Below are 11,715 nucleotides of genomic sequence, written 5' to 3' on the forward strand. Positions count from 1 at the left end.
TTATGAACGCCTCCGGTTGGTATTGATGAGTCGGGGCCGGGTGGCAGTCCGTCGTGGTGTATTGGCCCCAGTGGGGACCTCAGCAAGGGGCGGCAAAGGTGCCTTGCGCGGCTTGCCCCAGACTTTGAGCACCGTATCTCTCACCGCCATCACGGCCGGATCATCGGCCTTGGAGGACGGGTAACCGATGCAAAGGGGCACCGCCGCCCGGAAATGGGGCAGCGCCACGATGCGGTCTTTGAATCCCGCCGCCTCCACCTGGCTGCGGGAGGTGAGCGTAAGCCCTAGCCCATCCGCCACGAGATTGAGCACGGTCAGCTCTTCATTGACCCGGAACCGCGGGCTGACATTCAACCCCTGCTCCCGACAGATGCTCTGGATTGCAAGAAAGTATGAGCACATCCGCGAGACGAAGATCCAAGGCTTGGCCTCCAGCTTCTTCCAGTCAGGTTGTGCCAGCTCCTCCGCCCAGGCCACGGGAGCCGCCAGACAGAGTTCAATGGTATCCAACTGATGCCAGATGATCTTGGGATTGTTGCACTCCCCTTCAAAGAACCCGATGGAGATACTGCCTTCATCCAGACCCTGCAGGATCACGCCGCTGCTGCCACAGAGCAGTTCATAGCGCAACTCGGGATGATTCGTGGTGAGATCCCCCAGAATCTCCATGAGGCGCAAGATTTCCGGACGGTTGTTGAGGCCCAGCACCAGCTCACCAGAGATCGTGTCCCGGAGAGCATCCGCCTGGCATTTGAAATCCTTGGCCGCCTCCACAATGCGCTCCGCCTGCTCGCGCAGAGACCGTCCGGCCGAAGTAAGGACCATGCCCTTGGAAGTGCGCTCAAAGAGTTTCATGCCCACCTCATCTTCAAGAGCACGGAGTTGGGCGCTGACCGCCGGTTGGCTGGTCATCAGCTTCTCAGCCGCCCGGGTGAGGTGTCCCTCTTCAGCGACGGTGAGGAAAGTGCGGAGATGGTAAAATTCCATGGCTGGGATGGATGGTGTTGCGAGGCTTCAGAGGACATGCACAACCAAGTCAGTTGTCACACCACGCATAGTGCCGTTTTTTGGCAAAATGCTCCAATCGCATTTTCAGATGGTGGGCATCCGAAAAACCGATGAAGGGAAGTCAGGGGCGAGAGAATGCCTCTCGCGCCACTTTCAGGGCGCAATTACAAATATAATCGATGTACCCAGGCCCTGCGACCGCTTTGCGGCCTCCGTGCCTGGGCTGGGCTCTACCGACCCTTCGGGCCGGGGCAACTGACGACAATAGGACATGCGAGCAATTGCTCACACTGCACCGGGGAACTCCTGAGCGCTCGAAGGTGACCACCTCGTGAAACTCCTCAGGATGGTGTTGGCGGCCCGAACGGCTTGCATACCTAAGCCCAGGTACGGAGGCCGCGAAGCGGTCGAAGGGCCTGGGTCCGGAACGTACTAAGCATTGCGCCCTGAAAGCGGCGCGAGAATCAAGCGTCAATCCCAGACGTACATCTCGCCATTCGGTCCCAAAAGCTTCGTTCCCCCCTCGGGAGCACACCCGATTGAAACCTCCCCGCGGCCCGAAGGGCCTGCATAGCTCAGCCCAGGCACGAAGGCCGCGAAGCGGTCAAAGGGCCTGGGTCCGGAACGCACTAAGGATTGCGCTCTGAAGGCGGCGTGAGAATGAAGCCTCAATCCCAGACGTGTATCTCGCCATTCGGTCCCAAAAGCTTCAGGTCCCCACTTCGGGAACACACCCGATTGAAACCTCCCGGCGGCCCGAAGGGCCTGCATAGCTCAGCCCAGGTACGCAGGCCGCGAAGCGGTCGAAGGGCCTGGGTTCGTGATGCACTGTGGATTGCGCCCTGAAAGCGGCGCGAGAGCTAGGCTTCTCTCCCAGACGTACTTCTCGCCACTCGGTCCCAAAAGCTTCAGGTCCCCAGCTCGGGAACGCACCCGATTGAAACCTCCCGGCGGCCCGAAGGGCTTGCATAACCCAGCCCAGGCACGAAGGCCGCGAAGCGGTCGAAGGGCCTGGGTATCGTTGCGCCTAATGCATTGCGCCCTGAAAGCGGCGCACGAGGACGAACAACATCTCATGACGTGAAAACCACATGACAGACTTGGTTCCTGGAGCCAATAGTTTTTCGATGCCACAGTCGTTGTCCAAGTTGTACATCCATTTGGTCTTCTCTACCAAAGGAAGGGAGAGAATCTTAAGCCGGAGTATCCAAGGGCCGCTGCATGCCTATCTTGGAGGCATCTTACGAAATCACAATTGCGATCCCGTCGAGATCAATACCGAACCTGATCATGCCCACATTCTGCTTGTGCTGGCGAGAACCGAGGCTCTTAGCGATCTGGTAGCGAAGTTAAAGCAAGGTTCAACATTATGGCTCCGAGAGCAGCATCCATTGCTGCGGACGTTTCATTGGCAAAGCGGATACGGTGCGTTTTCCGTAAGTCAGTCAACTGTGCCCGACGTGGTCGCCTACATTCGCAATCAACAGGAGCACCACCGAGACAAGAGTTTTCAGGACGAATTCAGGGCGATGTTGAAGAAGTATGAGATCGAATGGGACGAGAAGTATGTCTGGGATTGATGATCGGTTCTCGCGCCACTTTCAGGGCGCAATCCAAAATGCACTCCAGTACCCAGGCCCTGCGACCGCTTCGCGGCCTGCGTGCCTGGGCTGGGCTATGCAAACCCTTCGGGCCGCAGACACAGTCCAGCATCGTCTATCTACGATAGTGGGTAATGCCCCCAGGTCATTTGGACCAAAACACTCGGATCAATGCTCACATTGATCTCTCCCTACCCAGTCATGATGGCGCATCACCGGTACGCCATCATGCAAATCTATCGGAGGACGTTCACCTCTTCCCCTCACCGCCCACCACGTCGCGACTGGCCATCGCGCTGTCCCTGACCTTCACGTTGCCCTTGGCCCCCTTGCCCACGACCACGGCCTTGGCTACCACCACCAGCACTGCTGCCGCCGCCGCCGCTTCTTTGTCCACCGCGCTCACCACCGCCACCGCCACCGCCACCGCTGCGCTGACCACCGCCGCCTTGACGAGGGCCACGGCCTTCGCCGCCACGCCCCCGCTGACCGCCACCATCACTGCGGCGGTCCAGGTCCGGAGTTGCCGCGGAAGGAGCCTCGGCATAGTCGAAGCCCTCTGCGCGCTTCCGCACAATGCCACGCCCAATGAAGCGCTCGAGGCTCTTCAAGGGGCCATGGTCTTCTGGAGTGATGAAGCTGAGCGCGTCTCCCACGGCCTGGGCACGGCCAGTACGGCCGATGCGGTGGACATAGTCCTCCGCATGCATGGGGAAGTCGTAGTTCACCACATGGGAAATGCCATCCACATCGATGCCGCGCGCCGCGATGTCTGTGGCCACCAGCACTCTGGCTGCACCTGACTTGAAATCCGCCAGGGCGCGCAGGCGCTGGTTCTGAGTGCGGTTGGAATGGAGCGTCACGGTCTTGATGCCATACCGGTCAAGATGGCGGGCGATGCGATCCGCTCCGTGCTTCATGCGACTGAAGACCAGCACCATGTTAAATGCCGGATCCTTGAGCAGGTGCACAAGCAGCCCAGGCTTGAGATGCTTCGGCACCTCGTACACAAACTGGGTCACGCTCTCTGCCGGGTTAGACCGTTTTCCGATCTGCACGGTCTTCGGGTGATGCAGGAACTCATGCGTGAGCGCCTCGATCTCCTTGGACAACGTGGCGGAGAACAGCAGCGTCTGCCGCTTCTTGGGCAGGGCTTTCACGATGCGCTTGATGGAAGGCAGGAAGCCCATGTCGAGCATGCGGTCCGCCTCATCGAGCACCAGGAATTCAAGGGAATTAAAATTGCCATGCCGCTGGCCCATCAGGTCAATCAGGCGGCCTGGAGTGGCAATAACGAGATCCGTGCCGGCGCGGAGGGCCTCGATCTGCGGCTTTTACCCCCCAGCCCCACCGAAAATCATCGCCACCTTCAGCGGCAGATGTTGGGCATAGGCACGCACGTTGTCGTAAATCTGAGCCACGAGTTCACGGGTGGGGGCGAGAATGAGCGCCTTGATCCCCCGAAGTGGCCCTTGTCCATGAAGCTGCGCCAGAAGGTGCAGCATGGGCAGGGTGAAGGCAGCCGTCTTGCCAGTGCCCGTCTGGGCAATCCCGATCATGTCATGGCCCGCCATTACTTGTGGGATGGCGGCCGCTTGGATCGGCGTTGGCTCAGAATACCCCGCCTCCTGAATGGCTTTGAGGATCTGTTCGTGGAGGCCGAGGGCGCGAAAAGGCATAAGGGCGGGACTATCGGCGGGAATGTCCAGAGTGCACGATGGAAAACTCCATTCTTCGAAATTCAAACTTAAAAATCGCCCGCCCTCGCTCCCATTCGATGCACTTTGAGTTTTGAATTTTGAAGATTCTTCCCCTGCCCGGCGTTTTTCCCTGATGCTACCTCCCAATCCTCACGCTCTCTCCCGCCGCAGCATGATGGCCCGTACGGGTCTCGTCGGTGCCGCCGGGCTGCTCTCCAACTTCAACATCTTGCGCGCGCAGGCCACGGACGACAAGGTCATCCGCGTCGGGCTCGTGGGGGCTGGCGGCCGAGGCTCTGGCGCGGCTGATCAGACGCTGAGCGTCGGAGGCTCCAATGTGAAACTCACCGCCATCGGCGATGCCTTTGATGACCGGCTGCAGCGCAGCCTGAGCGGCTTGATGAACAAGCACAATGACAAGGTGGACGTGCCGGTGGAGCGTCAGTTCTCCGGTCTGGACGCCTACCAGAAGGTGCTTGAGCATTGCGACCTCGTGATTCTCGCCACGCCTCCAGGCTTCCGTCCTTTCCATTTCGAAGCGGCAGTGAAGGCGGGTAAACACGTCTTCATGGAGAAGCCCGTGTGTGTGGATGCCTACGGAGCCAAGAAGGTGCTCGAAGTAGCCAAGCAGGCGGATGACAAAAACCTCAAAGTCGTCGTCGGTCTTCAGCGTCACTACCAGACCATGTACCACGAGACGCTCAAGCAGCTTCGCGATGGGGCGATTGGTGACGTCATCTCCGCCAATGTGTACTGGAACGGAGGCGCCATCTGGTACCGCGACCGCATGAAGGACATGACGGAGATGCAGTTCCAGGTGCACAACTGGTATCATTTCAACTGGCTGTGCGGAGACCACATTTGCGAGCAACACGTGCATAATCTGGACGTGGCCAACTGGTTCCTGGATGCCCTGCCCATCAGTGCCTCCGGCATGGGTGGACGCGCCGTGCGCAAGCCCGACCATCAGTCTGAGATCTTTGACCACCATGCGGTCGAGTTCCGCTATCCCAACGGCATCGTGGTGAACAGCCAGTGCCGCCAGATCACCGGCTGCGCCAACAGCGTGACTGAAGAGTTTCACGGTACCAAAGGCATTCTCCGCCCCGGTTCGATCGTGGACTACAAGGGCAACACGATCTGGCGCTATCGCGGCAAGAACGATGCCAACCCCTACCAGGTGGAGCACGATGAACTGCATGCCGCGATTCGTGGCAACAAGCCACTCAACAACGCCTATTATGGCGCCACGAGCAGCTACACCGCCGTGCTGGGGCGCTACGCGACCTACACCGGCAAGGAACAAAAGTGGGAGGAGTCCCTCGCGACCAACCACCGCACCATGCCGGAGAACCCGACCTGGGATAGCCAGCCCCCCACACTCCCCGGTCCGAACGGCAACTACCTGGCCCCGCAGCCGGGCAGCTACAAGATCGTTTGAGAGTTTTGACGACACCTGGACGTTTAGATCCACGTCGTAGTTGTTAAGTTAATTCGAGGCGGGTGGCGCAAGCTGCCCGCCTTGTTTGTGTCCGGCAGCATCGACTCTGGCTCGCAAAAATTTTCCGCCAGACCCTTGCGAAAGCAAAATTTGTGGCGAAAGCCTCGGCATGGCTCATCGATCCTCTCTCTCGTCGCTTTTTGCCATCACCCTGCTGTTCCTGGCCGCTGTGGCTGCGCCAGCAACTTCTCACGGACAGACCGTCGTGGATTTCTTCCACCTGCTCCCTGATGAAACCTTCAAGCCTTGGAACGAGATCCACGGCGAGCTCACCCCGGCACGAAGGAAGGCGCTGCTCAGCGAAGACGCCGCCGCGGTGGCGAAGGCCAAGGAAGAAACGCATGTCCGGGAAATCAAGGTGGACACGAAGAATGGCTACCTCGACTTCACCTCCCCTGGCGACGGAGAAGGCATGAACGTGCACATGACCTACTGGCGGGAGAAGAAGAAGAAGGACGGTGCCTGTCTGATCGCGGTGGTCATCGATGGCTGGTCCGTGGCCAGTCATTCCACCGACCTGATCAAGTTCTATCGCTGGGATCCGGCAGCCCCGAAGAAGCTGGAAGACGTCAGCGCCCAACACATCCCTGCGCTGCATGCAGAGAACTTCTTCAAGACCACCAAGGAGATCGGCGCAGAAGCAGAAGCTGCTGGCCTGAAGTGGTGGTGGGTGCTCCCGCAAAAAGGCACCTCCATCCGCATTCAAGGGGCGGAAATCGGGGAAGACCAATTGGGCGATAAACTCGGTCCGCCGCAATACGTGTACATCCTCGACTGGAACGGGATCGATTTCTCCATGAAGCGGGAAGCCGTGAAAGAGTAGCGCGCAGGAGTTATCGAGGAGTCAACATCTCCATCAACGCGGGCAGATCCTCATCATTCACCATCTGGGGCGGCGTGCCCACCTTGACGACGAACCGCTGGGGCTTCGCAAACTTCTCCCCGTTGGCTTCCTTGAAGGGATGCGGAGCGACCAGCAATGGAGTGTCATGAGACGCTTCAGGAGGCGCATGGTAGATCCACTCCGCCCACTCCACCTTGGCCTCTGGATTGAGATAGTCCTGCTGACGCGTCAGCACATCCAGCTTGGGATACAACAGGGCTTTGGCGTCTTGAACGGCATGCGCATCCGCGAGTTCCGAGAGCGCGCGGGGCCACTTCTGCTTCTCGGAATGGAAAGTCTCCAGCGCAGTCGCCAGTTCCGCTCCACTGGCCTTGAGCGCATCATACGCACTCTGCGCCCGCCCTCCGGATTCACACCCGGTCAGAGCCCCGAGGAGAGTAGCCAGGAACAGGGTTCTGAGGAATGCGGGCAAAAGGATGGGCATGCCTGCCCATAGCTGCTTTCCAGCCCAACTCAACAAGGTGCCGAGTGACGAAGCGACCTCCAGGAAAACTGAACTCAAAAGCTGAAAATTCCGCTTTTTGTTTTGACAACCGGCAGGAAAAAGGCTGAAAATTCCGCCTATGGCAGAATTACCACCCCTGAGCAAGCGAGAGCGGGAGATCATGGACATCGTCTTCGCCCGCGGCAGCGTTACGGTCACCGATTTGCTCGCCGAGCTGAGCGATCCGCCTACCCGATCAGCACTTCGATCACTTTTGACCATTCTGGAAGACAAAGGGCATCTGAAGCACGGCAAACAAGGTCGTGAGTTCACCTACCGCCCGACGGTCGCACGCCAGGAAGCCGGTCGGTCCGCATTGAGCCGGGCCATTCACACATTCTTCTCGGGTTCCTTGGGCAAGGCCCTGGCAGCCCACCTCTCGGATCCTGGCGCTACCTACAGTGAGGAGGAGCTTCGCTCCATTTCAGAATTCATCGAGAGCAAACGCAAGGAGCACAACCGTACGACGCCCCCCTCCGCCACCCAGAACCCATCTTCCACCGACTCGAAATCATGAACCTGGTGCTGCTGAACCTTTCTGATCTGGCCCAATGGGCCCCGTTGCTCGTGACCTTTTCCCTGCAAGTCACCTTGTTGATTCTCACCAGCGCCCTGGTGCTGAAGTTATTCGGCCGCCAGTGGTCTGCCTCAAACCGGCACGCCCTGCTGGTGGCAACCGCCATGCTGATCCCCTGCCTCATCCCGGCATCGATTGCCCTGCAAAATCGGGGTGTGAGTTGGGCACTCCTGACCACGCCGCCGGAAAACGCGATAACTCCATCCACCACGACAGGTTCATGGAAATTCGCGACTGCCTCATCGCCCGGGGACCGGCAGGATTCGCCCCCGTCGCCAGCATCGGGGGCCCTGTCAACTGAGGGCACTTTGGGCACTGCCGCTGATCCAGCCCCTGCTTGGGAAACCATTCACTACGTGGTCGCGATTTGGGCGATTGGGCTGGTGGCTGGAGCAGTCTGGGTCGTTCTCGGTCTGCTGCAGCTTGCCGGAGTAGCTCGAACGAGCGAGCGGATCAACAGTGCGCTGCAATCCACATTGGAACGGCAACTCGCTCGCTGGGCACCGGGCATTCCGGTAAGGCTTCTCTCTGGACGTTCTGGGGAGATCCCCATGACGTGGGGCGTTTTCCGACATGTCATCACACTCCCTCCAGAGGCGGAGGGCTGGCCAGCTTACGCCCTCCGCACCGTCCTGCGGCACGAACTCGGCCACGTGGCCAGACGCGATTTCCTATGGCTCACCTGCTCACGAGTTTGCCTGCTTCTTTGCTGGTATCACCCCCTCGGATGGTGGTTGCTGAGAGAACTGGCGAGAAGCGCGGAGCATGCCAGCGATGATCTTGCGACTCCCTCCCTTTCCGGACGCGCCGCCTATGCGCGCAATCTGGTGCAGGTCGTTTCCCGCTGCCAGACACCCGCCGGCTTTCGCCTGGCCTCACCATTCCGTCTGGCACTGGCGATGGCTCGCACTTCAGCCCTACGCCGTCGTGTGGAGGCCCTCATGGAAGCACAGCGTGATCGCACGCCCTATCGCAGCACCCGGTTGAAGTGGCAGGCCCCTGCATGCGCTTTGTTGGTTGGTATCCTTGGCAGCTTCACCGCATGCAAACAGGAACATCGCGCGGAGACCGCCAACGAGCCACCTCCCGTTGCAGACAGCGACGGCGCAAAGAGCAACGACACCAGCGTGACTCCTAAACCTGACGAAACCCGCATCTACCGCCTGTCAGACGACCTGCGGCGATTGCTGATCTCTTCCCCCAACGACAAGAACTCCCCGAGCGATCCTTTTGCCAGCCCCCCCTCCCCGGTCCCCCTCGACAAGGTGGCTGCGGACAAATTGGTGAAATCTGCCGCGGCTGCACGCTTTCACCTGATCAATAAAGCACACGTCTCCCATCGCGCCGACCATCCGCCTCAGGTGATCATGCCAGATGCGCGTACTTTGATTGTGACGGCAGACGAACCCACGCACAACGCCATCGCCACCTACTTTGCCCAACGGGATTCGGACGAGCAGGTTCTGATTCGCAGCTACGTCCTGGAAGTGGAGCCGGAGTGGCTGCCTTGGAGAGAATACGGTCTGGAGGCACCCCGCGCAGATGGTCTTCAGGTGCAGGGCATCCTCAGCAAGGAACAGGGTCAGAAGCTCCTGGCGCATGTGCAATCCGACAAGAGCGTCCAAGGCCTCACCGCCGCACCCGCGGTGACGACGCGTTCGGGCCAGCGCACGCATGTGGACATGGTGAGGGAGTTCATTTATCCCACCGAGTTTGACCCTCCTCAACTGGCGCAATCGCCCACCACCAAGGACGGCAAGCCCATCCCGGGTCTCGGCAACCCGCCCATCTTCCCCACCACACCCACGGCGTTTGAGATGCGCCCCGTGGGACTGAGGATGGAGTACGATCCGGTCGTTCAGCCAGACAAGTCGCACCGTATCGAGCTCTATTGGGAGATCACTGATTTCCTTGGGTTCATGAATTACGGCACTCCGATCAAGACAGTGACCAAGGACCGCGATGGCAAGGAGCAGGAACTGCTGCTCTCCGAGAACAAGATTCAGCAACCCATCTTTGAAACCTTGAAGCTCACCACCAGCTTCTCCGCCCGTGATGGCGAGTACGTGGTGATCGGCGGGATCAGACCCAAGCGTCAGGCCCCCACGCAGGTGGACCCAAGCAACTTTTTTGTCCCCGCCATGCCCAAACCAAAACCCTCAGACAAGCCGCAAGCTTCGATGTACATCCTGATTCTACAGCCGACTTTGGTGAAGAATCCTGAGCACAAGTAAGGTTGGCGCGGATCTTGAAGGGGATGCAACGCTCCCTCGGGGAGCTTTCTCAGACAGGATGTGTGACTGGCCGCGAGTTTGCATGCCGGCGGCCCTCCGACACAGAGGCCGGCTGCATCCCCTCACGCCCAGCCCCCCCTCCACCTGGATGCGAAGCATCTATGGAGTGCGCGCGGGAACCGCCGCTTTGGCTACGCCTTGTGACGTTATAGAACCCTTCACCATCGCCGGAGTTAAGCAACTTGCCCATCAGCGTGCCTGCATCCCCATCTGCTCAATCCTCTCACCCTCTGCTATAGCACCCTCAAAGCAGGCCGTAGTTGTCGACGTGAGGAGGCACTAACTGAAGCTTCTGCGGCATGATTCCGGTGCTAACCCCTCCGCTATACCCCCCCCCACTACCACCCGTCCCACCGGACACCTTGGCCTTTTGATCCTCTCCACAGCCTTACCGCCAAAGACCGAGAAGTTTGTGCCTCCTTACGTCGACAACTACACCGGCATTGGGACTGGTAGGCAGAAGGTAGATGCCAGAGCTGTTGTTTGCTGAGGCAGCCTGGTCAAGCTTGGTCGTCGAAGGAGTTGAACAACCGTTTCGGAAGTTGTTCCCGCCTCAGCCAATGTACCCAAGAGGCGGGACGGCTCTTCTACCTTGCATGAAGCATCGCTTCCGCGAACCGTCTTCAAGCGCACCCGCTCCGCTCCTGTTCAACAGGGTTCTAGCCCTACACAGAACTCCCAAAAGCGGCGGTTCCCGCGCGCACTCCAAAGATGCTGCGCATCCAGGGGGAGGTCGTTCTTGGGTAGGATGGAGCATGCACCCGGCCTCCGATGTCGGAGGCCCGTCGGCATTCAGTCTCCTTTGCGCAGTCAGCATCTGGCGACGAAGTCGCTTTGGGACTGCGGTGAGCATCACCGCTTTGGGGAGACCTGTGTCTACCAATCATTCCCATCCCATTTCCGGAGCCCCTGACTTGGCCTGGCTTGACGTTGCATCACCCTGTTGGATGTCCAATGGTTCCAGGCCATCACACCCGCCGCCAAAGCGGTGTCGAGCCACCGGCACTCCAAGACGCTGGCGCGAGGTTGGATGAACCAACGAGGAAGTGGCCAGCCTTCATGAAGCGGACATGGCTCCAGCGCTGGCTTCGTCGCGAAGCGTCTTGGAGTGCGTGCGGCTCGACGCCGCTTTCGCCGGCGGTTGGCGGGGACAGCGAGCGTGATGGGTGGCCTGCTGATTGTGCGGCCAAGCGGGGCCATCACGGCGCATGATTCCCCCCCTGCTCCCATCTTCAGGTATGAGGAACTCACAAGCGCCGCCAAAGCGGCGGTTCCCGCCGCACTCCACAGATGCTTCGCATCCAGGTGTTGGCCGCCAGGGGTTGGTTGGAAGATCCACCAGCCTCCGATCTCACCTGCTCCAGCGCCAACTTCCGCCCCGCTCCTGACCTCAGGTCTGATGTCTGGTGTCTGGCAGTCTGGCGTCTCCGCCTCCTCTCCCGCCTCGCAGGTCGGTCGCACACAAAAAAAAGTCCCCGCCCCTTGGATTACAAAGGGCGGGGATTAACTCTGGCAACGATCTACTTTCACATGGCCTGTCGCCATACTATCATCGACGCTGAGGTGTTTCACTTCCGTGTTCGGGATGGGAACGGGTGGGGCCACCTCGCTGTGGTCACCAGACTTCTGTTTCGATTGGGAGCTCC

The 11,715-nt window shown here is 59.7% G+C and carries 8 protein-coding genes, 1 rRNA gene and 1 pseudogene; 5 read left to right on the forward strand and 5 right to left on the reverse strand.

Translation table 11 applies throughout. From position 1 onward, the window contains the following. The gene (locus tag BV106_RS27410) at positions 1-987 is read right to left on the reverse strand and encodes a LysR family transcriptional regulator (protein WP_051946400.1); all 987 of its coding nucleotides are present in this window, start codon (positions 985-987) and stop codon (positions 1-3) included. A gap of 1,112 nt (positions 988-2,099) precedes the next feature. On the opposite strand from BV106_RS27410, the gene tnpA reads away from it, so the two are divergent. Further along, positions 2,100-2,588: an IS200/IS605 family transposase gene (tnpA, locus tag BV106_RS27415; protein ID WP_265596123.1), complete on the forward strand. Its 489-nt coding sequence runs from the start codon at positions 2,100-2,102 to the stop codon at positions 2,586-2,588. Between the two features lie 284 nt (positions 2,589-2,872). Here the strand turns inward: tnpA and BV106_RS38915 are convergent, their stop codons facing one another. Both BV106_RS38915 and BV106_RS38920 read right to left on the reverse strand, forming a co-directional pair. Further along, entirely contained in the window at positions 2,873-3,667 is a 795-nt protein-coding gene (locus BV106_RS38915; protein WP_343123382.1) for a C-terminal helicase domain-containing protein, read from the reverse strand. A gap of 45 nt (positions 3,668-3,712) precedes the next feature. Then, a pseudogene (locus BV106_RS38920) lies at positions 3,713-4,288 on the reverse strand (DEAD/DEAH box helicase); the annotation flags it as partial. A gap of 154 nt (positions 4,289-4,442) precedes the next feature. Between BV106_RS38920 and BV106_RS27425 the strand changes: the two are divergent. Together BV106_RS27425 and BV106_RS27430 are read left to right on the forward strand one after the other, a co-directional pair. After that, positions 4,443-5,750 carry a Gfo/Idh/MocA family oxidoreductase gene (locus BV106_RS27425; protein WP_038170115.1) on the forward strand — a complete coding sequence of 436 codons (1,308 nt, stop codon included), beginning with the start codon at positions 4,443-4,445 and terminating at the stop codon, positions 5,748-5,750. A 169-nt stretch (positions 5,751-5,919) separates the two neighbouring features. Then, positions 5,920-6,633, forward strand: a complete 714-nt coding sequence (locus tag BV106_RS27430; RefSeq protein WP_038170118.1) for a hypothetical protein — start codon at positions 5,920-5,922, stop codon at positions 6,631-6,633. A gap of 10 nt (positions 6,634-6,643) precedes the next feature. On the opposite strand, the gene BV106_RS27435 is transcribed toward BV106_RS27430, so the two are convergent. Then, positions 6,644-7,138 (reverse strand): hypothetical protein, encoded by a 495-nt coding sequence (locus BV106_RS27435; protein WP_038170121.1) that lies wholly within the window; start codon positions 7,136-7,138, stop codon positions 6,644-6,646. A gap of 139 nt (positions 7,139-7,277) precedes the next feature. On the opposite strand from BV106_RS27435, the gene BV106_RS27440 reads away from it, so the two are divergent. Then, the gene (locus BV106_RS27440; protein WP_051946401.1) at positions 7,278-7,715 is read left to right on the forward strand and encodes a BlaI/MecI/CopY family transcriptional regulator; all 438 of its coding nucleotides are present in this window, start codon (positions 7,278-7,280) and stop codon (positions 7,713-7,715) included. Next, entirely contained in the window at positions 7,712-10,009 is a 2,298-nt protein-coding gene (locus tag BV106_RS27445; RefSeq protein ID WP_038170122.1) for a M56 family metallopeptidase, read from the forward strand. The genes BV106_RS27440 and BV106_RS27445 overlap by 4 nt, the downstream gene beginning before the upstream one ends. Positions 10,010-11,576: 1,567 nt before the next feature. Here the strand turns inward: BV106_RS27445 and rrf are convergent. Then, positions 11,577-11,692: ribosomal RNA gene (rrf, locus tag BV106_RS27450) — 5S ribosomal RNA — on the reverse strand. Positions 11,693-11,715: the final 23 nt, after the last annotated feature.

The sequence above is a fragment of the Verrucomicrobium sp. BvORR106 genome (assembly GCF_000739655.1).
Taxonomy (GTDB): Bacteria; Verrucomicrobiota; Verrucomicrobiia; order Verrucomicrobiales; family Verrucomicrobiaceae; genus Verrucomicrobium.